The sequence below is a fragment of the Lysinibacillus fusiformis genome (assembly GCF_002845985.1).
In the GTDB taxonomy this organism is placed as follows: Bacteria; Bacillota; Bacilli; order Bacillales_A; family Planococcaceae; genus Lysinibacillus; species Lysinibacillus fusiformis_D.
Map to the genome: position 1 here is coordinate 307,464 of NZ_PDFK01000001.1, position 25,083 is coordinate 332,546.

General features: G+C 37.0%; 29 protein-coding genes. 8 read left to right on the forward strand and 21 right to left on the reverse strand.

Translation table 11 applies throughout. The features are described from left to right. Nucleotides 1-78: 78 nt before the first annotated feature. Nucleotides 79-549: an inner membrane protein YiaA gene (gene yiaA / locus CRI88_RS01590; RefSeq protein ID WP_036127227.1), complete on the forward strand. Its 471-nt coding sequence runs from the start codon at nt 79-81 to the stop codon at nt 547-549. Between the two features lie 250 nt (nt 550-799). Here yiaA and CRI88_RS01595 read toward each other — a convergent pair whose 3' ends face one another. Both CRI88_RS01595 and CRI88_RS01600 read right to left on the reverse strand, forming a co-directional pair. Beyond that, complete coding sequence (locus CRI88_RS01595) at nt 800-1,849, reverse strand: 2,3-butanediol dehydrogenase (protein ID WP_036127229.1); 1,050 nt, start codon at nt 1,847-1,849, stop codon at nt 800-802. A 19-nt stretch (nt 1,850-1,868) separates the two neighbouring features. Beyond that, complete coding sequence (locus CRI88_RS01600; protein ID WP_036127231.1) at nt 1,869-2,507, reverse strand: GntR family transcriptional regulator; 639 nt, start codon at nt 2,505-2,507, stop codon at nt 1,869-1,871. Nucleotides 2,508-3,012: 505 nt separating this feature from the next. On the opposite strand from CRI88_RS01600, the gene CRI88_RS01605 reads away from it, so the two are divergent. Continuing rightward, a complete protein-coding gene (locus tag CRI88_RS01605) occupies nt 3,013-4,407 on the forward strand; it encodes a hypothetical protein (protein WP_101966358.1) in 1,395 nt (464 codons plus the stop codon). A 247-nt stretch (nt 4,408-4,654) separates the two neighbouring features. Here CRI88_RS01605 and CRI88_RS01610 read toward each other — a convergent pair whose 3' ends face one another. Further along, nucleotides 4,655-5,458, reverse strand: coding sequence for a geobacillin-26 family protein (locus CRI88_RS01610; RefSeq protein ID WP_036128530.1), 804 nt, complete (start codon nt 5,456-5,458; stop codon nt 4,655-4,657). 537 nt (nt 5,459-5,995) lie between these two features. Here CRI88_RS01610 and CRI88_RS22290 point away from each other — a divergent pair. The 3 genes from CRI88_RS22290 (at nt 5,996) to CRI88_RS01620 (ending at nt 7,786) form a co-directional block, all read left to right on the forward strand. Further along, nucleotides 5,996-6,193, forward strand: coding sequence for a hypothetical protein (locus CRI88_RS22290; RefSeq protein WP_139149502.1), 198 nt, complete (start codon nt 5,996-5,998; stop codon nt 6,191-6,193). A 160-nt stretch (nt 6,194-6,353) separates the two neighbouring features. Continuing rightward, the gene (locus tag CRI88_RS01615) at nt 6,354-6,893 is read left to right on the forward strand and encodes a helix-turn-helix domain-containing protein (RefSeq protein WP_036127271.1); all 540 of its coding nucleotides are present in this window, start codon (nt 6,354-6,356) and stop codon (nt 6,891-6,893) included. 32 nt (nt 6,894-6,925) lie between these two features. Continuing rightward, complete coding sequence (locus tag CRI88_RS01620; RefSeq protein WP_036127272.1) at nt 6,926-7,786, forward strand: YitT family protein; 861 nt, start codon at nt 6,926-6,928, stop codon at nt 7,784-7,786. A 42-nt stretch (nt 7,787-7,828) separates the two neighbouring features. On the opposite strand, the gene CRI88_RS01625 is transcribed toward CRI88_RS01620, so the two are convergent. Next, complete coding sequence (locus CRI88_RS01625) at nt 7,829-9,010, reverse strand: YbfB/YjiJ family MFS transporter (protein ID WP_058843312.1); 1,182 nt, start codon at nt 9,008-9,010, stop codon at nt 7,829-7,831. 100 nt (nt 9,011-9,110) lie between these two features. Here CRI88_RS01625 and CRI88_RS01630 point away from each other — a divergent pair, with 100 nt between their 5' ends. Continuing rightward, nucleotides 9,111-10,004 carry a LysR family transcriptional regulator gene (locus CRI88_RS01630; RefSeq protein WP_058843311.1) on the forward strand — a complete coding sequence of 298 codons (894 nt, stop codon included), beginning with the start codon at nt 9,111-9,113 and terminating at the stop codon, nt 10,002-10,004. A gap of 198 nt (nt 10,005-10,202) precedes the next feature. Then, nucleotides 10,203-10,520 carry a hypothetical protein gene (locus CRI88_RS01635; protein WP_036127276.1) on the forward strand — a complete coding sequence of 106 codons (318 nt, stop codon included), beginning with the start codon at nt 10,203-10,205 and terminating at the stop codon, nt 10,518-10,520. Here CRI88_RS01635 and CRI88_RS01640 read toward each other — a convergent pair. From CRI88_RS01640 to CRI88_RS01655, 4 genes are read right to left on the reverse strand one after another with little or no spacing between them, the layout of a single operon-like run. After that, nucleotides 10,515-12,032 carry a sensor histidine kinase gene (locus CRI88_RS01640; protein WP_374703114.1) on the reverse strand — a complete coding sequence of 506 codons (1,518 nt, stop codon included), beginning with the start codon at nt 12,030-12,032 and terminating at the stop codon, nt 10,515-10,517. The two genes, CRI88_RS01635 and CRI88_RS01640, sit on opposite strands and share 6 nt — an antisense overlap. After that, nucleotides 12,016-12,717, reverse strand: coding sequence for a response regulator transcription factor (locus CRI88_RS01645; RefSeq protein WP_101966359.1), 702 nt, complete (start codon nt 12,715-12,717; stop codon nt 12,016-12,018). Before CRI88_RS01645 ends, CRI88_RS01640 begins: the two co-directional genes overlap by 17 nt. A 53-nt stretch (nt 12,718-12,770) precedes the next feature. Next, entirely contained in the window at nt 12,771-13,358 is a 588-nt protein-coding gene (locus tag CRI88_RS01650) for a DedA family protein (RefSeq protein ID WP_101966360.1), read from the reverse strand. After that, nucleotides 13,358-13,930, reverse strand: coding sequence for a class I SAM-dependent methyltransferase (locus tag CRI88_RS01655; protein ID WP_036127285.1), 573 nt, complete (start codon nt 13,928-13,930; stop codon nt 13,358-13,360). Before CRI88_RS01655 ends, CRI88_RS01650 begins: the two co-directional genes overlap by 1 nt. A gap of 296 nt (nt 13,931-14,226) precedes the next feature. Between CRI88_RS01655 and CRI88_RS01660 the strand changes: the two genes are divergently transcribed. Then, nucleotides 14,227-14,784 (forward strand): hypothetical protein, encoded by a 558-nt coding sequence (locus tag CRI88_RS01660; RefSeq protein ID WP_036127293.1) that lies wholly within the window; start codon nt 14,227-14,229, stop codon nt 14,782-14,784. Nucleotides 14,785-15,100: 316 nt separating this feature from the next. On the opposite strand, the gene CRI88_RS01670 is transcribed toward CRI88_RS01660, so the two are convergent. From CRI88_RS01670 to CRI88_RS01725, 13 genes are all read right to left on the reverse strand, one after another. Then, nucleotides 15,101-15,763 carry a M15 family metallopeptidase gene (locus tag CRI88_RS01670; protein ID WP_101966361.1) on the reverse strand — a complete coding sequence of 221 codons (663 nt, stop codon included), beginning with the start codon at nt 15,761-15,763 and terminating at the stop codon, nt 15,101-15,103. Beyond that, entirely contained in the window at nt 15,760-16,167 is a 408-nt protein-coding gene (locus tag CRI88_RS01675; RefSeq protein ID WP_058843309.1) for a phage holin family protein, read from the reverse strand. Before CRI88_RS01675 ends, CRI88_RS01670 begins: the two co-directional genes overlap by 4 nt. A gap of 129 nt (nt 16,168-16,296) precedes the next feature. Next, a complete protein-coding gene (locus CRI88_RS22395) occupies nt 16,297-16,449 on the reverse strand; it encodes a hypothetical protein (protein WP_155273203.1) in 153 nt (50 codons plus the stop codon). A 1-nt stretch (nt 16,450) separates the two neighbouring features. Next, the gene (locus tag CRI88_RS01680; protein ID WP_036125443.1) at nt 16,451-16,825 is read right to left on the reverse strand and encodes a hypothetical protein; all 375 of its coding nucleotides are present in this window, start codon (nt 16,823-16,825) and stop codon (nt 16,451-16,453) included. 11 nt (nt 16,826-16,836) lie between these two features. Further along, entirely contained in the window at nt 16,837-18,234 is a 1,398-nt protein-coding gene (locus tag CRI88_RS01685) for a hypothetical protein (RefSeq protein WP_101966362.1), read from the reverse strand. Next, on the reverse strand, nt 18,234-18,782 hold the full coding sequence (locus CRI88_RS01690) for a putative phage tail protein (protein WP_036127374.1): 549 nt from the start codon (nt 18,780-18,782) through the stop codon (nt 18,234-18,236). Before CRI88_RS01690 ends, CRI88_RS01685 begins: the two co-directional genes overlap by 1 nt. Next, a complete protein-coding gene (locus CRI88_RS01695) occupies nt 18,775-19,860 on the reverse strand; it encodes a baseplate J/gp47 family protein (RefSeq protein ID WP_101966363.1) in 1,086 nt (361 codons plus the stop codon). The genes CRI88_RS01690 and CRI88_RS01695 overlap by 8 nt, the downstream gene beginning before the upstream one ends. Next, nucleotides 19,860-20,264, reverse strand: coding sequence for a DUF2634 domain-containing protein (locus tag CRI88_RS01700; protein WP_036127378.1), 405 nt, complete (start codon nt 20,262-20,264; stop codon nt 19,860-19,862). Before CRI88_RS01700 ends, CRI88_RS01695 begins: the two co-directional genes overlap by 1 nt. After that, nucleotides 20,264-20,578, reverse strand: a complete 315-nt coding sequence (locus tag CRI88_RS01705; RefSeq protein WP_036127387.1) for a DUF2577 domain-containing protein — start codon at nt 20,576-20,578, stop codon at nt 20,264-20,266. Before CRI88_RS01705 ends, CRI88_RS01700 begins: the two co-directional genes overlap by 1 nt. Before the next feature lies 1 nt (nt 20,579). Beyond that, entirely contained in the window at nt 20,580-21,527 is a 948-nt protein-coding gene (locus tag CRI88_RS01710; protein ID WP_257982863.1) for an XkdQ/YqbQ family protein, read from the reverse strand. A 7-nt stretch (nt 21,528-21,534) separates the two neighbouring features. Continuing rightward, nucleotides 21,535-22,218, reverse strand: coding sequence for a LysM peptidoglycan-binding domain-containing protein (locus CRI88_RS01715; RefSeq protein ID WP_101966365.1), 684 nt, complete (start codon nt 22,216-22,218; stop codon nt 21,535-21,537). Then, nucleotides 22,211-24,133 carry a hypothetical protein gene (locus CRI88_RS01720; RefSeq protein ID WP_036127644.1) on the reverse strand — a complete coding sequence of 641 codons (1,923 nt, stop codon included), beginning with the start codon at nt 24,131-24,133 and terminating at the stop codon, nt 22,211-22,213. Before CRI88_RS01720 ends, CRI88_RS01715 begins: the two co-directional genes overlap by 8 nt. A gap of 493 nt (nt 24,134-24,626) precedes the next feature. Further along, entirely contained in the window at nt 24,627-25,061 is a 435-nt protein-coding gene (locus CRI88_RS01725) for a phage tail assembly chaperone (protein WP_036127646.1), read from the reverse strand. Between the last annotated feature and the right edge of the window lie 22 nt (nt 25,062-25,083).

A 25,083-nucleotide genomic window follows, 5' to 3' on the forward strand; every position in this document is an offset into this window, starting at 1 on the left:
TTAGAGAAATTTCTGTTCTCATCACATCCCTGTAGAATAAGAATGTTTTGATACAGAGATAGAAGGAGGAGAAAGATATTGTCTAATCAAAATGAGACATCATTAGATAAGGGAAAACAGCCTGATCCGAAAATAAAAGTAGAAAGGAAAGAGGGAGAACCGACTGCTGCTTTCAAGGGTGCTTCCTGGGCAGCACTGTTCGTAGGTGTTACTGCTTATCTTATAGGCCTATTTAACGCAACGATGCAACTAAACGAAAAAGGATATTACTTAGCTGTTTTAGTATTCGGGCTCTATTCAGCAGTATCTTTACAAAAATCAGTAAGAGATAAAGATGAGGGAATACCAGTTACTACTATTTATTATGGTATTAGTTGGATTGCACTTATTGTATCTATTTTATTAATGGGTATTGGTTTATATAATGCTGGAAGTATTGTTTTAAGCGAAAAAGGATTCTATGGTATGTCATTTGTCCTTAGTTTATTTGCCTCCATAACAGTTCAAAAAAATATTAGAGACACACAGAGGGCAAGAGAAAGAAATTAAACTATATGACAAAAAGAATCGTGAAATTCATTCTCGATTCTTTTTGTCATTTTTCTTCTCTTATTATATTTCAAAAATATCGAGTATAAACGCTTTCTTAAGCTGCAACGCCCCTCTTCCCCTCAATGGAGTTCAGCAAATCCTTTGAAAAACAGTTTTGAATCATCAAACAGGCTATAAGAAAAGAGCATGACTATAATAAGCCATACTCCCTTTGTTAGGATAGATTTATTTTAATCTATCCATGTTATTAATTTTCTCCACTTATCGCGACTAAAATTTTAGATTGTGATTTGTCGTTTGTTAACGTTTTGAATCCTTTATCAACAATGTCATCTAATTCAATTTGACTTGTGATGATACCCTGTGGATTTAATTGACCAGAGCTCATTGCATCAATTGTTCTTTGGAAAATTGACGGTGTATAAACAATTGATGACAGTACATTAACACCTGTGTTTGTAAGCTGCATTGGATTCCATTCGATTGGTCTTGCAAAAATCGAAACGATCATCATGTTACCGCGTGGTTTTGTAACATCAATTGCTTGTTTAAAGGTAGGAGCTACTCCCGCAACTTCAAAGGATACATCAACCCCACCTGCTACAATCGATCGAACGGCTTGTACAGGATTTTCTTTACCAGAGTTAATGGCATGGGTTGCACCTAATTCTTTTGCCTTTTCTAATCGATCATCGGATAAATCTAATACGATAACTTTACTTGCACCCGATGCTTTTGCAGCGATTACTGTTAACAATCCAATTGGTCCAGCACCAAATACAGCTACAGAATCTCCTAATGTAACCCCAGCATCTTTGACTGCTTGTACAGCAACAGCCATTGGTTCTACTAGTGCACCATCTTTTAATGTTAAGTTATCTGCTAAACGGTGTACATTTGTTACAGGGACATTGACATATTCCGCAAATCCACCGTTTCCATGTAGTCCGATGAAATTAAATCCATCATATCGATCGACATCTTCATGTTTGTTTCTATAAGTTAATGTAGGATTGATGACAACTCGGTCTCCTGCCTTTAAGTCCGTAACCTTAGAGCCAACTTCTTCGATAATCCCAGCAAATTCATGACCCATTGTAAGCGGGGCAACTTCACCTGTTAATTCAGCTTTTACATCAACTGGTACAAAAACTGGACCTTCTTCGTATTCATGCAAATCACTTCCACAAATACCAGCCCATGCTACTTTTACTTTCACTTCTTCTTCTCTTAAAGCTCGTAATTCAACCTCTTCGACTCTAATATCTTTCACATTATGCCAAACTGCAGCTTTCATTTATGTTACCCCCATAAAATTATTTAAATTGGTACCATAAAATAACATCTTTAATAGCCACTCGTGCATGATTAAAATCCGACACTTCTATACACCTGATAAACGTGTTGATGGACAGATGGTAGGATTCAACTAGATCCATTTTCCATTTTGTTTGTGCAGCTACATTTGTAACAAATATGGTTTCTTTAAAGAATCGTAGCATCGCAATATTTCCTGTAACATCAAAAAACAATTGTAACAAGTGCGCAAACGAAACAACATATTCATAAATATTTTCAGCAGACTTTCTTTGTTTCATCGCTTCAAAACGAAGTAATAGTTCATTTTGCAAATCGGCATTCCATTTAGGTTCACACTTTGTAAGTGCAGAATCCAATAGGTAATAAAGCGCTTCCAAATAATCCTTCAATTCCTGATCCGATATAGTCTTAACTCTTACACCTTTATGTTGTACTTTTTCGACTACACCATCTTTTTGTAAAAGATAAAGAGCCTCACGGACAGGTGCATGACTTACTTGTAACTCTTTTGCAATTTCCGCTTCGATTAAGCGCTGACCTTGTTCATAATAACCAGAAAATATGCGAAATAATAATCGTTCAGCTATTTGTTCAGAAATTGTTTTTTTTGAAATTGAACTTTCATCAAACCCCATCAAACCACTCCATTAAATTTATATCCTTTATTTTAACATAGTTTAGTGTATAGGGTGATTAGCTATAGGTGTTATATATTATGGATTATAGATTATCGATAATCTATAAAAGTATTTTAATATAAAAATCCATTTCTTTCAATTATCTTGTTTGAGGTGTAGTTTTCGGCCACTATTGTATAACATCAAGCATCTTTTAAGAGGCCCTTTAATTTGCTAAGAAAGTGGTTGTTAAGTTGATTACTTGTTTATAATAAGAGGCATTTCATTGAGATAGTTGGCAAAGATGCAGATAAAGACACTAGAAAATCCTATAGTTTAGATTGCTTAAAGTTCTCCTTACAATTTGAGCACTTCATTAATAACTTAATTTCCCATCATTATTAGTTAATTATTTCTATTTTCAATTCACACAGCATTTCACCTAGGTCAAAATTTTTCAAAATCATCACCATCTTTTTTTCTCTTCATATTCTATAGAATCAGAATATTGAGGGGGAAACGTATGGGGATTGAATTCACAGCTCTCCATTGGATTTATGTTGTTTTTATTGTACTCATCATCGGATTTATGGTTAAACGTCGCGATACCACCCTCATTTGTGTAGTAGGCATCTTTATGCTAGCGATTGTTGCGACTGGCGATTTCACTTCGTCCATAAGTGGTGTGTTTAACAGCTTTATTTATGCTATTACAGAGCTGCTATCAACGATTCTTATTATTTCGATTATTGTTGCCATGAGTCGAGTGATGATGACTTCTGGTATTAATGAGGTTATGGTTGCACCTTTCACGAAGATTATTAAAACACCAGCACTCGCCTATTGGACGATTGGTCTATTAATGATGTTTATCTCATGGTTTTTCTGGCCATCCCCTGCAGTCGCACTGTTAGGGGCGGTGCTCTTACCTGTTGCGATTCGGGCTGGCCTCCCAGCACTTGGCGTTGCCATGGCGATGAACTTATTTGGGCACGGTATTGCGTTATCAAGTGATTTTGTCATACAAGGGGCTCCAAAACTAACGGCTGATGCTGCTGGAATTCCTGTTGGTGATGTCGTTTCAGCTAGTATTCCACTCGTCATTACAATGGGGATTGTAACGACAATTGTTGCTTATTTTTTCTTACGACGAGATATGAAACGAGGAACCTTACTTTTGAATACTGTCGGTGAAGCTGGTGAAGATAGACATGAAATTGTGGAAAATTTACTGTCTGTCGGGCAAAGACGATTTTTTGCTGTACTCATTCCCATTGCTTTCGTCTTAGATGTCATTGCAATGGCTGTCTTTAAATTGCAAGGCGGCGATGCAACAGCTTTAATCGGAGGAACCTCTGTTTTCATCTTACTTTTGCTTAGTGTTGTTACTCACAAAGCTGAGGGGCTCGAAAAGACGACAAGCTATTTGATTCAAGGATTCCAATTCGGCTTTAAAGTGTTCGGACCTGTCATCCCTATTGCCGCCTTTTTCTATCTTGGAGATGCTGGCTTTACACAAATTCTCGGTGACCATTTACCCGCTACCTCACATGGAATTGTCAATGATCTTGGTGTTGGTCTTGCTGCGGTAGTACCTTTAACAAAGGAAATTGCCGTGGTCACTTTAGCAGTGGTTGGCGCTATTACAGGGTTAGATGGCTCAGGCTTTTCGGGAATTTCCCTAGCTGGCTCTGTCGGCAGTCTGTTCGGCAATGCCCTTGGTGAAGGAACCGCAACGTTAACTGCTTTAGGACAAATCACAGCTATTTGGGTTGGTGGCGGAACATTGATTCCTTGGGCATTAATTCCAGCCGCTGCCATTTGTAATGTGAGCCCATTTGAGCTAGCAAGACGAAACTTAATCCCTGTGGTCATTGGGCTTGTTGCGACGACGATAGTTGCGGTGTTTTTGATTTAAATAAGGCTCCTTGATGTCCCCAAAAGTTAGAGTCAAAAATCTAACTTTTGGGGTACAGGACTATATCGGTAGTCCTTTTTCCTCGAGTCAATTTATTGCATGTACTATTAAAAATTCAAACATGGCAAGTGTACACAGAAAAAACGAGCTCTATAGATTGCTCGTTTCAAAGTAATTTTATTAACATACAAATTAGCCATCTATCTAAAAAATTCCAGACAGATGGCCTTTAGTGATACGTATAATCTTAAACTTGGAAGTAATAATAATGAGCGTCTTTTGCTGCTCTATTCATTGATATTGCATAATTGTAAGCAGCACCAGTTACTCCAGCTGCAGCTAATCCGACTGCAATCCCTGCACCTCCATTTATAGCACCAACTATTAGCGCAGCTATAGCTAATATGCCAGCTCCAGATGCTGCACCAATATACTTCCATTCATAATCATTTAAATCGTTAACAGCATTTTTAAACTTTTCTAGGTTAGTTGCGTTACCAGTTGTTTTCTTTACATCTTTATACAACCAGTTTATTGGATTATCAGGATTTGGTCTGCGTAATTGCCATGATTCAGGTGAAGTAAATTCAATAGTATATTCATAGTTTGTGAAAGTATCTTGTTTCATCGAAGATGCGAAAGCGCTAATATCTCCAGATATCGATTCTTTCAATGACTCTTCTAAAGCTGCAAGTTCATTCAAATCTATTACTAATTTGGATGAATCATCACCCTTAATTTGAGTTGTTAAAACATTCGAATTTTTATCAAATATTGCGACCATTGGTTTGCCATTTTCAATTGACTCTACTATTCTAAAATTCTCATTATCTTCAATTACATTTATTTGAAGACTACCAAGGTATTCAATTGCTTCCTTATCAACCATACCTAATTCTGAATTAAAGTCCGAATTATCAATTAATTTTTTTGACGAAGATAGGAAGTTATTCTTTTCCATTTCGTTAGCGTTTGCTAGAATTGGAGCGAAATTTGAAAATATAAGAACAGCAGTAATCACAAAAATTAAACTTTTAATAATTTTTTTCATTTTTTATTCTCCATTCAAGTTATTTAGGGAATAGTTAAATTCCTCACATCTCCCTCACTCTCCTATCCTTTATTAATTTCCCCTATATTTCCATATTACTATATAATTGGTTATATATATAGTTTTAGGGAATGTTATTCTAATTATTAATCGAGCAAAAATAATAAATTTAATATTAATAGACATATCCCTACTAATAAAAAAATAAAAGCTAATATATTATTATGCACATTTTTTTCCTTTTTATTTTTAAGTAATAAGTATATACTGCAAGTTATAAATATTATAAAGAGTAAAAAAAATCCGACAATTGCTAACCATGACATTACAATATCACTCCATTCTTTTTATTATTAAAGTCTTGATTATAAAGAGCAAAAAGAGATAATTCTCAGGTACTTTATTTTCCTACTCTCCATAACACTAATTTGTTAATTATATCCTTATTTTAAACATTATACCTTAATAATTTAAAAAACTTTCATGGACTTGACCTACTTAATATGTCTAAATTGGAAACAGCTCAGGGTAATAATAATGACGCGGTTTCAATTAGAATGTCCTAATATGTTTTATATCGGTGGCGGAACATTGATTCCTTGGGCATTAATTCCAGCCGCTGCCATTTGTAATGTGAGCCCATTTGAGCTGACAAGACGAAATTTAATATCTGTGGTCATTGGGCTTGTTGCGATAGTTGCTATGTTTTTAATCTACCATCTTAGTAGAGAGTGATACAATGAATTATTTCCTGTTCCTTCTATAAAAGAGGAAAATTCACTTGCCATTTGACTGTACATCTTAAAAAAAATATATTATATTTGATAACGTTCTCATTTTGATAATATTACTTTCTTTCCTTAAAGCCATCTCATTTTTAGAAGGAGGAGAATTGATGCACAGCAAAGCAGATGTCTTAATACATCCTGTGAGAATGAAGATTTTACAAGCTCTGTTGCATATGAAAAAGGAAGGCTTAAGTACTTTAGAGATGATTACAATCATTAAGGATGTGCCACAAGCTACTTTATATCGCCACATTCAAATCCTTATGGACGAAAACATCATCAAAATTGTTAGAGAGCGAAAAATCCGTTCAGTTACAGAAAAATTTTATGCCTTAAATGAACATGCGGCAAAATTTAGCGAGGAGGATTGGCGAAAACTAACGAAGAAGCAAAAATTAACGTATATGTCCTATTATCAATTAACATTACTGTCTAAATATCAACATTATTTATCCTCACTTGAAGAAAAAGAAAGTGAAAGCGACTTAGCTACTTTTTCTTTACATGATTTAACCTTAACTACTGATCAATTTGTAAGCTTCGAACATGATCTTAACAATTTACTCACTAAATACTATAATATGGCCGACTCAAATAAAGGTTCTGAGACTAAAACAATTGCGATAAATATTATTCCAAAACCTTAAGTACTATTGACGTAAAGAAATGGAGAAGATTTATGAAAAAAGGAAAGTCACTAGAAAATATACGAAAATTAATTATGATTATTATTGGAGCAGTGATTGCCGCTTATGGACTAGAAGCTGTATTAATTCCAAATGCTGTCATTGACGGCGGTGTAACGGGTCTAAGTATTATGGGGGCTCACCTCTTCGGAATCCCGTTAGGCATACTGCTCTTTGTCTTAAATATTCCGTTCATTTATATCGGTTATAAGCAAGTTGGAAAAACCTTTGCATTAATGAGTAGTGCTGGTATCGCAGCATTATCCATTTCTACGGTGCTTTTACATGATGTTAAAACCATTTTAGGCCCAAATGATCCCTTACTGATTGTCTTATCTGGTGGTATGCTGCTCGGTGTGGGTATCGGGATTGTATTACGTAACGGTGGTGCTTTAGATGGTTCTGAAGTTTTAGCTGTACTATTATCACGTAAAATTCCATTTTCAGTCGGCGATATTATCTTATTTATCAACGCCTTTATTTTCTTAGGGGCAAGCTTTATCTTTGGCTTAGAGAGTGCTTTATACTCAGCTTTAACATATTATATTGCAAAAAATGTTATTGATATTATCCAAGTTGGTTTAGAGAAATCAAAAGAAGTTCGTGTGGTTAGTGCAAAATCTGAGGAAATTGGGGACGCGATCCAAGCTCGTCTAGGACGTGGTGTTACTTATACACATGGACGTGGTGGTTTCTCTAACGAACCAACGGAAATTTTAAACTGTGTCATTAACCGTATGGAAGAAAATAAATTAGTTTCAATTATAAAGGATATCGATGAAGGTGCTTTTGTTGTCATTTCTGATGTTTCAGAAGTTCGTGGTGGGAACTTTAAGAAACGAGATATCCATTAATGTAAAAGTAAGTAAGACACAGATAGGTCTTACTTACTTTTTTTATTCACTTATGGGAGCAGTCGTCCTATCATATTTTACTCCACCAATTAAACATAGAGCCCCAAGCACTACTACGGCTGCAGCGCCTATCAATGCATACTGATAGCTATTCGTCATATTCGCCATTGTCCCTGCTATGGATGGGCCAATCATTTGGCCAAATGCATAACCAGCAGTTAAATAGCCTATAATTTGATGACTGTTTATCGGTACAATATGTCTTGCTAATGTTGTGCCAACTGTTGTAATGCCCATAAAGGTTGCACCAAAAGTAAAGGCACTGGCATAAAGGGTAAGCGTATTCGTTGTAAATGCAGGTAACACGATACCAAATGCTTGCAATAGCATAGAGATCAGTAATGTTCTTACATAGCCATAATGCTGTGCTAGCTTCGACCATACAATACATGAAGGAATCGCCGCAACGCCCACTACAAACCATACAAAAGCTGCATCTCCATGAAAGCTTGTTGACTCCTGTGCAATCGACACAATAAAGGTACCTGTGACAATATAGCCAAGCCCCTCAAGGCTATAAGCTATGATTAACCATTTTAGCCACGTCTTCGGTGGAGCTTTCTGAGGCGCAATGGCTTGACTTACTAAGTGTTGTTCATACGGTGGGATCGGTTTGATGAATCTTATAATCAGCACAAACAATATGACACAAAACAGAGCTAAAGCAATCCAAGTTCCATTCCATTGAAAAATGGCATGTATTGGTGAAACAATGATGGCACTTAAAGCAATACCTGTCCCTACCCCACTATAGAAAAGTCCTGATAGATGCATGTTACGACTGCTAGCTAACTGATCAAGGACAAGGCTCGCAATGACGACAAAAATAAAGGCACTCATTACACCTGAGATAAACCGCAGTATGTACCATATAAGGATTGCATTCGTAATGCCCATGAAGGCAGTAGTTAAAATGCTAATAACGAGTGCTAGCTGTAAAAAAGGAATGCGTTTATTTGCTATAGGTAAACGCCCTGCCACCAATGCTCCTACTAAATAGCCTAAATAATTGCTTGTGGCTAAATATCCTGCTGTTGCACGGCTAAATTCAAATGTTTCTTGCATATACGGTAAAATAACTGTATAGGAGAAACGAGCGATGCCCATGGCGATTACCAATGTAAAAATCCCACCAATTACATATTGAATCGTTTGCTTGTGCATAGAATCACTCCTTCCAATTTACTATAACAAATATCCAGATATCACAAATAGACTCAATTCGTTATAATAGGTATCAAAAAAACTGATAGTTGGAGGATCTATGAATATTAATGATTTAACGATCTTTCGGACAGTCGTCCAAACAGGTAGTTTTTCTAAAGCTGCCACAGCACTTAATTACACGCAATCCAACATCTCTATGAAAATTCAAAGTCTTGAGACGCTGTATAGCACAACATTTTTTTATCGTGGACATCGTGGAATACAGCTTACACCGAAAGGAGAACAATTTTACGAGCTAGTCTTAAAAATGCTTCACCTCTATGAAAAATCCTTTGAGATTGTTCAGGATACAGGAGAACCAAAAGGTGTATTACGAATTGGATCAATGGAAACGACTGCAGCACTACACTTACCAGCGTTATTAACCATATTTCATCAAGCTCATGAACAGGTGGATATTACCATTTTGACAAGCCCTTCACAGGATAATATTGACCGGTTAGAAAATTATGAATTAGATGGTGCATTTGTCACTGGACCTGTTTATAAAGAAAATCTATTGGTAAAGGAGTTTGTCTACGAGGAGCTTGTTATTGTCACATCTAGCAAGCATAAACCAATTAAGCAGCTGCGAGATTTAGCGAGTAGCACTGTAATTACATTCCGTCATGGCTGTTCCTATCGGGCTATTTTAGATCATTGGTTACATGAGGATGGTGTACGCCCACAAAATCGAATGGAGTTTGGAACACTTGATGGAATCTTAGGCTGTGTTGCTGCGGGATTAGGTTTTACCTTACTTCCTCGTGCCATCGCGGAAAAATATAGTGCCACACAAGCATTGGCACTGCATGCGATCACGAACAAGCAAGCACAAATTCCTACGTGGTTTATTTATCGTAAGGATGATGTACAGTCTCCTATACTACAGTATTTTTTAGAATCTCTTGATGCTTACCAACGTTGCGAGAATACTAGCCAAAAGTTTTGAAATGCTTTCTATCACTTTGGTATTGCTATCCATCACTTTGATAACGCTATCCACCACTTTAGTAACGCTATCCTTTACTATCCACCTTCTACTAAAAAGCTGTTCAGCACATAATCCTTGGCTGAGCAGCTTATGTTTTCTTTTGACGACTGAATACATTTCCTTTAGGCTGTAATTACATACTGAAGGGAGCTTTTTATGGATATTTTTATCGCTAGTAATCGACAATTACCTATCCGCTACTATGTGCAGGAAGCGGTCTGGATTCGTCGTGGAGGGAGCACAAAACTGCCAGAGTTAACACTGCCGTTTTTCGTCGAGGTAGAGATTCAAAACCACTATAACTTACAAATCATTACAGACTATATTTTTGACTTTCAAAAACAATACAAGCAAACAGAAATTCAACTCTTCATCAAGGACACAGCTCTCCTAGCAACCATGCAGGAAATGCTAGGTCATCATAAACACAGACAACATGCTATTTACATTCTTCCACTGCAATTGAACTTATGAAGCTGCTAATGGCAATGTAATAATAAAGTACAATGTCTCGTTTTTATATTTAGCGTGAATCGTTCCTCCATGAAGCTCTACGATGCTTTTGGCAATCGCTAATCCAAGTCCCGAACCTTCTGTAACATTTGTTCTCGCTTGATCCTTTTTATAAAATCTCTCGAATAAACTATCAAGCTCCTCCGTTGTAAAGGCATCACTTTGATTTGCCACGCAGATACGCACATGATCGTCTTGCCCTTCAAGAGAAACCATAATTTTTCCATCATCAGCGCTATAATTAATAGCATTAATGAGTAAATTATCAAACACACGAACAATTTTTTCCGAATCAAGCGCCGCAAAAATTTTTTCCTCTGAGAAATGTTTCATAAAAATCCGTTGTTTTTCCTCTGCTAAGGGTACTAATTCCTCCATTAGTTGATCGAGTAGCTCATTCACACAAACCTGTTGTCGTACTATTGTATTTTTATCATTCGTTAGCTTGGTATACTCAAATAAATCATCAATTAAATTTTTCAATTGCTCAGATTTAGAAAAAGCTATTTTCAAATATTCGTCATACTGCTCTTTCGTCTCATACTTCTCTTCGCTTAATAAACGTAAATAACCCATAATAGAGGTAAGAGGTGTTCTCAGGTCATGTGAAACATTTGTAATAAGCTCATTTTTTTGTTGCTCGATTTTTCGCTCCATTTCGATGCTTGTCATAATTTTTTCCGCCATTTGGTTAATATTATCGGTTAGTAATGCAATTTCATCTTGTCCTTTTTTCTCAATACGATAAGCTAAATTTCCTTTTGCGATGACCATAACCCCCTCTGCCAATGCCTCAATTTGATTCATTTTACGCTTGGTACTATAGAAAAAAGATACGATAAACAAAATAACCCCAATGAAAAAAGGTATGGGCCCTTCGCTTGTACTAGTTATCGCTTCACCTTGTGGAAGCCCACTCACGAAGAAATAATAATTTTTATCTTGCAGGGTTAGCGGCACTAACGTGGTAAATGCCTCTCGTGATGTTTCTATCGCACCTGGATACGTATGGTTAAACGGTTGATTGATTGCAAAATCCATGACATTTCTTATTTCTTCATGCAGATCAATTTCTTGCTCTTTGACCTGCTTGGTTTTATATAAAATCTTCCCGCCCTCATCTGTCACAATAATTTGTAAAGCATTCTGGGCACTGTCCACCTTGTCATTTTCTTGGTCAATCCATTGCTTTAACACATTAACACTATTTTCTTGGATCGCTAATTCTGCTGTATCCTGTGCCTGATAATACATCATCTGCATACTGGCACTATAATCCACCATCACGGTCTCATTGATATTCTCAAACAATGGGAGGACTGCACGTGACACCAAAAAGCTGCCCAGCGCACATAGGATAAACGTTGTAAATAGTTGAATTCGAATGCTACGCTGGATATTGTTTTTTATCTTCGTACCGATATGTTTGAAGAGCCCTATGAGCTTACATAAAAACCTAAAGATCTTTTTCAACTTTATATCCTACTCCCCATACTGTTTTGATATATTGAGGATTTCTTGGATTTGTTTCAATTCGCTCTCGAATTTTACGTATATGGACCATCACTGTATTTTCTGATTGAAAAGCCTCCTCTTTCCAGACCCTTTCATAAATTTGCTCTGCACTCATCACGATGCCTGGATTACGGACAAGCAATTCTAAAATCGCAAACTCTCTTGGTGTTAACTTGACTTTTTCATTATTGACAAAAACCTCATGTGTCGCAGTATTAATACGTAAATCACCGATTTCCAGCTCTTCATTATTGCTGCTATTCATGCCATTCATTTTCAGATAGCGACGAAGCTGTGATTTAATGCGGGCAATTAACTCTAACGGATTAAAGGGCTTTGTCACATAGTCATCAGCGCCTATTGTTAAGCCAACAATCTTGTCCATATCCTGAGATTTTGCTGTCAGCATAATAATAGGCATTTCCGCAATTTCTCTTACCTTCATACACATTTCAGTACCATCCACTTTAGGCATCATTAAATCCAGTACAATTAAGTGCACCTGATGCTTCTTTAATAGCTGCAAGCCTTCTTCCCCATCACAAGCCTCTAGCACATGATAGCCTTCATTTTTTAAATAAATAGCAATAAGATTCCGTATCTCTTTTTCATCATCTACAATTAAAATGGTTTCTTTACTCATCTAACCCCACCAATAATCAAATATTTGTCCATTATAACGTTTCCTCATTTTAACTATTTTTTTAATTTTCGTATATAAAAATAATAAAAACTGCTGATGATTACGCTGATAATTCCAAAATAAATACCATATTTAGTAGCCAGCATCGAAATAACTTCCATTTGACTGCCAAATAATAAACCAAGTGTAAAATACATCAATGTCCAAACAAAGCCTGTTGTATAGGAAAACAAGGCATACGTTTTAAAGGGCATATTATTCATCCCCACCAAGTACGGCAAGATATGTCGAACAATCGGAATAAAATAGCTCAGTACTAATGCAAAGCGACCATATTTATTTAGTAATTCCTTTGATTTTACAAGGTATTTTGCCTTGTTCTTTTTGATAAGTTTGTCGAGCACTCGATGTCCAAAGATTTTACCAAGGAAATACCCTAGTGAAAGCCCCGAAATAACACCTAGATAGGTCAGTAAAAAGGATTTCCATACGACCATTTTTTCTAACGAAGATAAAAAGCCACCACTCATCACAATCATCTCATCTGGTAGCGGCATCCCTATAATGCCTAACCATAAACTAAAAAACAAAGCAAAATAGCCATATTGTTCAATGAATCCTAAAAGATCCTGTAGCTCCATTAACTAGCCCTCGTATGACCAAGTTTACAGCTTAGTACATATGCTGGCGGCATATTCATCCATACTTTTTCATGAGAAATATCCTCAAAATATGATTGAAAGAATGCTTTTTTCACAAGTGAATATTGGAATGTTATAAATTTTCCATTGCGTAAACAATCCTTCACATTGCTTAAAATACAACATGATACATCAGACTTTAAAGAGGTAAATGGCAGCCCAGAAATGACATAATCAATTTTTTCTATATGGAGTTCGTCCATAAACTGCCTTAAGTTTTCTGCTGAGCCATTGACTACCACAACATTGGCTTCATGTGCAAATTGATGACGTAGCTTTTCACAAAAAATCGCATTATGTTCAATGAGAATAAGCAATGTAGCTGGCTGCTTTCTTTTCACAAGCTCTGTAGTAAAGGAACCCATCCCTGGTCCAAGCTCGACAATGCATTGAGCCGTTTCAAAACAAATGGGTTGTACCATTTTATGAGCCAACTTTTTGGAGCTAGGTGATATTGCTCCAATTGTTTTCGGATGTTTGATAAATTCAGTTAGGAAGGTAATGAGCTGCATGTCGTTTTCTCCTCGCTTTGCTTTCATTGTTGATGGTTCTAACTATAAAGAGCATTTCTTAAAGATTTGCAAGGAGAATTCTTAACTTTTTCTTAAGGTTTTACAATATTTGGTTGATATCAATTCCATAATGGTTACATCTTTGTATGAAATATTTGTAGGTTCATATAAAAAAATCACTCATTCTTTGAGATGCGTAATTTTTGACAAATATCTATATGGAGTGACAGCTGACAACACCTTCCATTATTGATATAATTTAATAGAATAACGAATTATGTAAGGAGACAACATTTATGAATAAACCTTTTTATAAAAAATGGTGGTTTATTTTAATCATCACATTCATTGTAATTGGTGCTATTGGAACTACAATGATTGGTGACGATCAGAAAACTTCTGAAAAGGAATTAAAGAAGAAAAATGATGTCATCGTTATTGATATGAAAGCTGCAAATGATACAAATATCCCTCTAGAGGAACGTATTGCCAAGATAGCTGCTGATTTATTTGGAACTACTACAACTGATGGTCGCGATCGAGATATTAGGGTTGAAAGCATGGGAAATACCTATTATTTAAAGCTGATGATTGATAATTCCATAACAAAAAAGAAAAAGCTAAATGATGCTCAACAAAATACAGTTAAATTACTTAAAATTTTAAAGGATGTAGAGGATATGGGTAATATCCACATCAATTGGCAAGATCACTTCAAAGATGATTATGGTAACCCTACTACTGGGTCTGCAATGACCACGGTCATTAAAAAGACGGATATGGACAAGATTGATTTAGCTAATTTCCCAGCATCTGACTTGAAAAAGATAGCTTCATATTACTATAGTACATAGTGTTTTTAAGTAAAATCGGCTTTTCAAATATGAATTCCACAATGAAAAGTCCTGTAGCTTTTAATTTATTTTGGTGACTTTCAAATAACTCCTCTAATTCTGAGGGAGATATAAAAAATAGTTTAATTAAAATTATGTACGATACTAGGATACGTATGATAAAAAACAATTATCTTAGAAGAAAACAACACTCTATGATTACTACAAGAAATTCTACTATGAAATATCTAATAGTAAGAGGGGGCACAAGTATAGCAGATATAAAAACTAGTTATATGGCCAAGAAAGCAATTAAGCTATCTTGGTCTTTTATACTTTAGTTACTACGTTGTGAAATAATGATTTTTATTCCTGCAAAATCACCGTCAGTCAATGTACCGGCATCAAATTTTTCTAGATGTGACTTTTCAATAAGCTTTTTATCTACTGCTTGTTTAATGTAGTCACGTACTGCGGCTTTAGTTGTCTCGTTTGTAAATCGCATTAAATCTTCCTCCTTTTGTTTTAGTGTATCCTCTACAATAAGCTGAACCTTTCCAGCGCTACTCGTTGGCACTACTACTTGTCCTTCTAATTTATAGCCATTAGGCATTTGCCATGTTGTAGGAATTTCAAAATGAGGTGCATCGTATTGCCCTGCTGGCCAAGAGCCTCCCCAAGTGATACCTAGCTTTTTAGCTATTGTCCCCACCTTCAATAGAGTAGAAATATCATATAGATTTCGTGGCGGTGCTACAGCAATATCCCATGCTCTACGTGATGTATGATTACTATTACGCGTCCAGGTAACTACTTGCCCTGGTCTTGTTCTTCCTTGTTCATATAGATAATTTTGGCGAGCTTGGCTGCGATATGTTTCTGTGACGAATATAAAATCAATACCTGCTTTACAACACTCCTGAAAGAGTAATCGACAGGCTGTTTGTGCAGCTACTGTTAATTCCCTTAAATCACGACATGTTGTTACACTTGTACTCATTTTGTCTTCTCCTCCTTCGTATTGAAGATTTCTAAAGCTTTCTTAACTGGTGCAGGCATGTCCACCCCAAGCTTGGCTGAATTTTCTCCTAAGCTAACAAGCTCGTTCAAAATGAACAATAATACAACTGCATCAGGAATAATCTGTCCAATTGAAAACCCTTGATCTTGTAGCACTAAATAAATTAGATTGGCTACCACGATCCAAACCCACATCATGCCTTTTTTGATGATGCCTTGATAACCCCTCTTACTATTAATCGTCCCCCAATTTGCTGCCATGCCTGATAAAAAATCAATTACATTCAATATTAACAATGCTGTCATCAATAAACCCCATCCACCTACGAACCACGATACTACTCCACCTACTGTGCTAAGTAAAAATTTAATTGATTGTTCCATTTATCTACGTCCTTTGCCTTTTTTAGTGTAAAAAAAAGCCATGAGAAGCATCGAGGTTCAGTACAATGTACCGTTTGCCCATCTCGATTGCTCTCATAGCATAAAAAATAACGCTAGCTTATGCTGCGTTTACTTGTTTTCGTTATTTTGTTCAGTGGCTTTAATTTTGATAGCCTCTTCTTCGGTTAATAACTCCTTTGTAACTGCTAAATCAATTTGTTCTTCTGTTGCTCTGCAATTACACCAATTACGTAAGAATAGATTGTATACAGCACTCGACATATTAGTTTCCTCCTAGTAACGCTGTCATGATTAATTCATCTTGATCTGCTTGTGATACTCTCAATTCTGCATTTTGACGCTCAAGCTCTATAATGCGTTCTTGGAGGGGCCCACCTTGAGACTGTTCCTCACCAATGACAGCACTATAAGCATCATACGCTGTTTGATATTCTTCTTTTGTGATTTCAATTGTACTTGTGCCCTCTAAGGACTCGCGTGTGCCGTTATAGATCACATACCCGACCTTTGGCGTTTTCTTGTCGTCAATAAAACTGCCGACTGATTTACTCATGTCGATGCCACCATACGTATATGTAGTAGCATTGCCTACGACTTCCTCTAAATTATTAGTGATTTTTAAATAGATGTTGTCCATGTGTTTTCCTCCTAGCCATTTGATGTTATCCAGTTGTATGGATATGTGTGTATGTTAGCGTAATATGGCTGTAATCCTGTGTTTTTAAAACCTAATACTCCATTATTTCTATCGTACACTATCGTCGACGAAAGCAATCCCATGATATTAGCGTCTATTAATATAGCGTCTTGACCTGTGCCATAGTTAGCAGTAATCGTTTTAACTAGTGTGAGTTTCAGATCATATATTCTAACCTCTCCGTAGTCTGTCCGCGTGAACATTACATAGCCGTCTATTAATTGCACACGCCATGTATAAGATACGTTAATAGTGCTAGTATACGCATCTAACGGCACGCTGAATGACTGCACAAGACCGCCTGGGTTCCCCGCGAGAGGTGCGTTCATTTTATGCAGGTATGTGATTCCAGCTTGGCGCTCTATTGTGTATAAGAAGCCGTCATACATAATACCCGAAACCGAACTACCGCAAGCCTTTGCCGCGGTTACAGTACCTGCGTGATTCATAGCTGTTGATGTGATTTGCCATATGCTAATGCCTGTTGACAGTGAACCACTATACAACGTCCACGCGGCATTGTCGTAGTGCCAACTATCGCGGAACACCGTAGCGTTTAAGAATGGGTATACGCTAGAGTCTAGGATTGAGGAATAACCGCCATTATATAGCCTAAAAACCTTAACAGCATATACGTTATCGGGTGTGTTAGTTGCTGAAATAGCAAAGAGTCCATCACGGGCATAAACAGGTGAGCTTAAGTGGTTCCACGATCTTAATTCACCCGATGTATAAACCTTCTGCTTATTAGGCATGAATGGCGGCAACTTGCTTATAGTAGCCGCACCTGTCTTTAGCCCTTCGTCTGTCCCGAATGTTTTACCTGTCGCTACGTCATTCTCTGTAGCATTCCCATACTCCCCCCCTTCACCCTGTAAGATAAAAGCCCCCTTCGCTGCGCTATAGCGAAAGCTGTAAATTGCATCTTTCTTTAGGTTTTTAACAGAAAAACCTTTCGAACTTATGATGTTTTTCGCACCTAGATTGTTAACATTGATTGCCGCATTACCCGCTATTTGATCGGCATTGAGTCTCAAAACTATCCCCATACCGTCAACATATTGAGTCGGTGCGGGGGACAATGTGACCGAATAGGTTGGGCTACTAAAAGTAGTCACCCCGTAGCCTGGATGCTTCACATAATCGACAATATGGGTATCGAGCTTCGTATTTGCGTTGACAATAGCATTAGTGTTATCAACCACTTGTTGATTAAAGCTCTTTGATTCATCCTCAATTCGCTTCATTTCTGTATCAATCTTATCAAGATTGGCGTTAACCACATTTACATTATAAAAATCATCTTCATTATCCTTTGTAAAACCATAATTAGCAGTGTCAGTAGACATTACGATAACACTTCCTCTCTCAGTTGTTTATGTGTATAGGCAGCCAGTTGAGCATGTGTAAAGCGCGCCAGTGCACTATGTTGGATGTATCTGATTTCCACATAGACCAACATGTTTTGAGGCGTTACTCGCTCAAGTAATACCTCGACAATTTCAAATTCACGAGACACCGTTAACTCTAGCTTTACACGTACCCACTTTTCAGATGTACTGCGAGTAAGCTCGTATTTTCCCTCTCCTAGCAAGCTATCAAGTAGCTGTTTCAGAACTGGAAAACTATAGGGCGCTTGTTCTTGATATCTTGATAAAATACGGAAACGACGTGTTTCGAGTGTTTCGGATTCACCAGTAACTAAACCAAGCATTCTCTCATAACGATCGGCACCGCGTTCATCTAGGGTTAAGATAAATTGATTACCTAACAATGATTCAGTCAGTTCCCATATACGCTCTAGTGATGGATTTTCAAGTGATGCAATCTTTTGAAGTTCCTTGATTTCATGGAGGATAGGGGGAAAATAGCTTAAAACATCCACTTTTCTAGCCACTTATAGTCCCCCTTTTCGGTATAGCTTCTCTATCAAGTTCAAGGTTGCTTGCCTTGCCATTTAATGTTGTGTTGGCTATGTCGATGACTCCATTAATACCAAGAATACGTGTTTCAATTTGACTTATTCGGATAATCAACCCTGTTTCATCTTCTTGTTTAGTAACTGCAGATGCCCAAAATTCCGCAAGCTCCTCAAAGTATCCATCGATTACTTCTTGGATAGTATTCTCTACATCTTCAAAAGACCATCCAGATTGAAGCGTTATTGTTGTACCTATATTCACTATCGTTTCATTGACAGCCGAGATAGTAACAATGTGATCAATAGGAGCAAGCCCTACTCCATCACCTTGCGCATCTAATGGATCCATTAGTTGTTGTACTAACTCAACTAATTCAGTGGATGGCTTCGAAAAAGTAGAATCAATGATTGTAACACCAACAGTGCCGCCTCCATACTTCGCTCGGTAGATGCGTGCACCTCCAACCCCAGGTATGTTTCCAACTCGCTCTTTGTAATCGGCGCGATTCCCACCAAACGAAATACTTTCAAAGCTATTGAAGTAACGTGCCCTAAAAGCCTCTGTATCTTCTTCGTTCTCTCCTGGAATCAACAAGTCCGTTAACTGTGCCGTCTCAAGACCTGCAATGTAATCAATCGGTATAAGCTGTCCTGTCTCGAAATTCCCAACTTCACCCTCTGTCTCACACTCCATCTTAAAAACACCTTTTTCAATTTTTTCAAGGGCTACGTAGTTGTATTCTTCCTGTGAAAATCGTGCGCCTAACGGAACATCAATATTGAAAACTCCTTTTCGAATAGCTTTCGTTGCAAGGGTTGGACTAAGCCCTCGTTCAGCTGCACGCCTTACTAAATTTTCTCGTGAGGCCGTATCTGCGAACAATTCGTTTTCGTAGTTCAGCAATGTAAAAAGTATTTGAGCTGTCTCAGCTGTATTGGCTGCTGTTGCCTGATAAATCAACGATGTCTCTCGTTTATCCTGCGTTGGTACATTGGATAGTTTCTGAACTAATAAATCCTCATAGGAAGTATTTAAATCAAAGGCTACTGCCATCAATAATCCACCTCTTTCTCTGCTGTGATTTCACCAAATATGGTATGTGCTGTGTATTGAATATGCACTTTATTTTTATTTGTTGTTACTTCAAAAGTATCTACTTCCGTAATGCGATCATCCTGTAATAAAGCCTCTTGGATGCGTCGTTTTACTTCACTAGTAACATAGACAGTTGGTTGCCCAATTAAATCATTAGTTTCAAAGCCTGTGTTCCAGCTGTAAATTAAATGATTGTATCGCTCGATATTGAGCATTAAAAAAATCGCTTGTTTCAAGGCCTCTAGTTCATCAACGGTGCCATAACAGCGATCTAATTCGTTATTTATTTTAAAAGTATTAGAAGGTTCAATTTCTTCCTCAAAATCGAATGCCAGTCCATCATTTATGACCTGCGGAATCATCAAATCACCTCTTTATCTATAATTAAATATTGTTGACCACCATGCACGCGAATCATCGTCACTTTGTCACCTGTTATTAAGCCGTTAAAGACTTTAGCTTTCTGCTTTGCTCCACCATTCACACTCATCTCTACTTCATAATCCATAACAGCACGGGTGAGCTTCAATTGTTTTTCTTTTAAAGTCAATTTTTGATCGATTTGAACCTCTAAAGGACCTACACTTATTACATTGCCGTAAATAACCGTAGCAAGCTTCTGTGCATTGAGAACGCCCAGAACAAGTTTCTGAATTTCTTTTAAAATATCCTCCATACTACGCAATGAAATCACCGCCAATCAACGTTAAATCCATACGATGATTAGATTCCTTGAAGGTATGCTTAACACTTTCTACCATCATGAAATTGGCTACTGATACGTCACCAACATACAACAGCACTGCTACCTGACTTCCTCCACGCACAATTGGATTACCAAACACCTTATTGATGTGTAATTTTCGTGATTTACGGTTATAGAACTTGAGCATGCTTGCAGCTTTAGCTTTGCCGTTTTCACCTTCCTCGAACTTATCTGTTAACTGAAGTACACCCCACTCAGTTATCCTGCTATCGTCTTGGACAATGTAAGTATCACGTTCACCAGTCTCTTTATTCTCACGTTCTAACTTGATTTTATTGTACGTGTTTTCATCAATGGATGAGGTGTACTCAAATGATTCACCTGATTCTTCATCTATCAGTAAATCTGTTTGAAGTGTCTTAGCTTCACGTAAATTCAAAGCTCCAAAGTCATCATAGAGCACAAATAGCCTTTGAGTATTAAGAGTCGTTTCAGCCAAGGCATTATCCATGACAGTGAACAGTTCTTGATTATCCTCAACCATAGAAGGAATAACGTATTTTGTATTGTCTATAGTGCCTGTCTTTAATTTAAAGTCCTTTGCAATCATTTGAAGTACTTGAGCAGCTGTTTTATTCTCATACCTATACGTATCTTTATTTTTAAAGTAGCGGAGCTGATCGTAACAAGTAACCGTAATGATTCTGTTATTTGAACGTTTTTTGATAAAAACAAAACCATAGAAAACCTTGTGTCCGTCATATTCGAAACGGACTGCATCACCCTCGTGGAAGCTAAGCACATCATCTTTAAGTACGTTGAACGTTAGCTTTCCTGGAGTACCTTTGCGATTCGTTTCCCACTGAATCCCATCTTCAACAGCACATTCATAAAGTTGCCCTTTACTCGATATATACAATTGTGATTTAGCCAAGCTTTATCACCTGCCCTGCTTTAATCATGTTTGGATTACTAATATTATTGATTTTTGCTAACTCAGTGTATTTAGAGCCATCACCTAAGTACTTCTTAGCAATGGCCCACAATGTTTCACCTGATTTAACCGTATGTGTTTTAGGGGTTTCTTTGCCTGTAGTTGGCCTTTTTTGCTCTACTACAGCTTTCGATGCTGTCTTTGTAGTACCTGTTGCATTTTTGGCTTTTGTAGAGGTTTTCAAGATAATCTTTTTATTCCCATAATTTTGATATTGTTTTAATTTAATTTTCACACTGACATCGAAGCCTTCTTCGGCTGATTCCGATATCTCATAATTCTCAAGTGACACGGTCATATCGGTGTCAAAAAGGAGATTACCGTTAGGCAACATACGATTCACAATGAATCGAAATGGCTTTTCACCTAGCATCAAATCTTTTAACTTCTTTAGGTAAAATGTGGCTGGTTGGAAACCGTTCGGATAAACAGCAAATGGATATTTGACGTTTGGGAGTAGTACCTCAAACTCAATATCCGTTAGCCCTGTTCTCTTTATTACATTTACTTCTCCTTCATTCATTAACACCATAGTTTCGTTTCTACCATTAATCTTTAGAGCTAGTTCAGAAGGCGCAATAGGAAACTGTAAACCATCTAGAAAAAAATTATACATCTTCGATTGAACCCCCTTCCGCTAGCATTCCTGAAACTTCTTCAACACGTTGACCAAATCTATCAATAATGCCATCAATATCTAATTCACTGTTGATACGGTTTTCATTTTTCATATCTACTTTGATTTCTGCCGTTGTATAACGATTAATCGCTTCACGTTCAGCTATATCACGGAGATACTTTAAATCCTCATTCATTATTTTAATACCCTCAGTTGCTTTTTCGGTATTGTCTGCTGTTTTCTTACCTAGCTCATTACCTTTATCGAGTTTGTCACCTAACGCTAGCGCATTATTAATGTCATTTTTCATCTTATCTTCTTTATTACTGTCGTTTTTTTCTTCACCCGATTTAAATAGATTGGCTCCCCAATTGTAGCCTTTATCCCAAGACTTACCAAGATCCTTAAATTCCATTTTCGGCGCTTCCCAATAATCATCAGGAGCTTCGCCAATCCAGTTATCCAAAACTCCTCTAAGACCTTTTAGATCACTTGTAATGGACTCTCGGTGACTATACTCTGTGCCCACTTTTAAACCTACAGAAGATGAAATATTCTCTGGTAATAGCTTCACAAACCAATTCCAAGCTCGTATCGCAAAGTTAACTGCGTCAACAATAGCATTAACAAAGCTTGTAGCAAATCCATCCCATCCACTAATCATTGAAATAATTAAATCTAACATATTGGTTGCTAGATTATAAAATAATTTCTTGACCGAATACATCGGATTTTTCCATACATTTACAAAGAATTCCACAAAAGAGGCCCACAAATTCCACATATAGGCTACTCTATTATAAATCCATGATCCTAACACCATGAAAGCCCCAGCTATTATTCCTGTAGCACTAACCGAGGTCCCAGCAAAATAATTGAAAGCGGCTACCGCTAAATAGAAAAGACCAATAAGAATTACAATGGCTATTACTAAAATAAATATTGGATTGGCTGCTATCGCTGCATTTAAGCCCCATGCTGCGGCCGTTGCGGCTGATGTTGCAGACACACTCGTCCATGTAGTTGCTGTTAATAGTCCAATTGCAAGCGTTCTTAAACCAGTCCAAATCGTACTCGCTATTTCGGCTGCTTTTACTAGTAGTAAAGCGGACTCGTATACCAACATTGCCGCTGCAACAGTACTTATTATAGGAACTATAAACGACCAACTATCCTTTAAACTTCCATCGGGTATAAAAAAATTCAATGTACTCGAGGCAATTGAAGATAATTTCTCCATAGCAATAGCTGCATTTTGCACGAGCTCCTTAAAAAGATCGCTTTTTACAATCCCATCAAATATTCCCTCAAAAGCCAAACCAAGTACAGCATTCCTTATCTTGGCCATAGAAATTTCACCACTACTTGCTATTTCTCGTAATTTCTCAATGAAAGCATTAAGGTAATTCGTAGTATTTTGGACACCATTTGACGTAGACTGAAATACGTTATTTAAATCCTGGCCTTGAAGGTTTCCACTTCCCATTGCTTGTGTTAAAGGTTGCTCGGTTGTTTGTAAACCATTGTTGATTACATTTAACCCAGATGTGGTGTTATGTTCATTGGACAAGAGTACTCTCCCAACTACTTGAAAATCTAAATATTTCCCTGCTATCTCCTTGATTTTAGTTAATAATCCACCAACTGCTGTAGTACCATCCCTAATGTTGTTGCTAAAACTTTGTTGAGCATGATCAGCATTACGAATTTCCTTTTCAACTCTATTAAATTGCTCAGCAGCTCTAGCTAATTCTTTCTGAGCTAGTTGAACACTAGAGGTATCTATCATTTGCCTAGAAGCAGCATGCATAGCTTCCAACTGATTGACCATCCTGGAAACCATTTTATGCATGACTTTAATTGGTTTACTTAAACGATCTTCAATTTGAATTGCCGTACGGATTGTAGCCATGAACTCTCACCTCTTTATTAAAAAAGCATCCTACTCAAAGGATGCTTTTTATGGCTATTGTTTAATAATTTGTACTTTAACTTTCTCTATTTCTTAGTAAATTTATATATTTTCTGTTGTTTCCAACTACATTATCCTGCATGGTTAAATTCACAAGACTCCAAAGTAACTTTCCACCCTTTTAATTGAAAACAGACAGAATTCAAATAAATAAATGTCCCTTTTTTATATCATATCTTTTAAAGAAACATATAAAACAGCTAGCTTAACGATAGCCATTTAGGTTAACAAGCTACTTCCTAACGCTTTCTACCTTTTCTAGACCCTCGTTTTGCCTCTCGTTCTTGCTTCTTATCTTCTTCGATTTTGATCCTTAGAGACGCTATAATACAAGCTTTATCTGCCAAGGATAGTGACACATATTCAGACGGAAGGCGACGCATTTTGTGCACCCACCAGTGCATTATATTAGCCTCACCATCACCGTCGTCTATTAGTTTTTTATTTCTTCAACCATATCCTCTAGCTCAGCTTGATACCCATTGACTTCCTGTGCTACCGCTGAGGCATCTGCAATCTCACCGATTGTCAGCATCTTTCCAAGTAAAGCATCTGCCCCCATTACACCATAAGAATCCTGTAGCTCTTTATCGTTTAAATTAGGATATACAATTGATTCTACAGTTAATAAACGTTGGTATTTAAAATGATCAAAATCAGTATTATACTGCCCCTTACGCTTTCCTTGCATGATCATAGAACGCTTAGTAGATTCAGATTTTAATTCCTCGTCCCGTTCTGGCGAAATTGGCGCGAACTCCCATTCAATTGGATCGCCATGTTCATCCACGAATTTCTTTGAAATAGCATGCTTAATGTTTTCATTTTGCTTTTTATTGTGTGCAAAAAATGCAGTTAAGTTTGACATAATTAATCACCATATCCTTTTT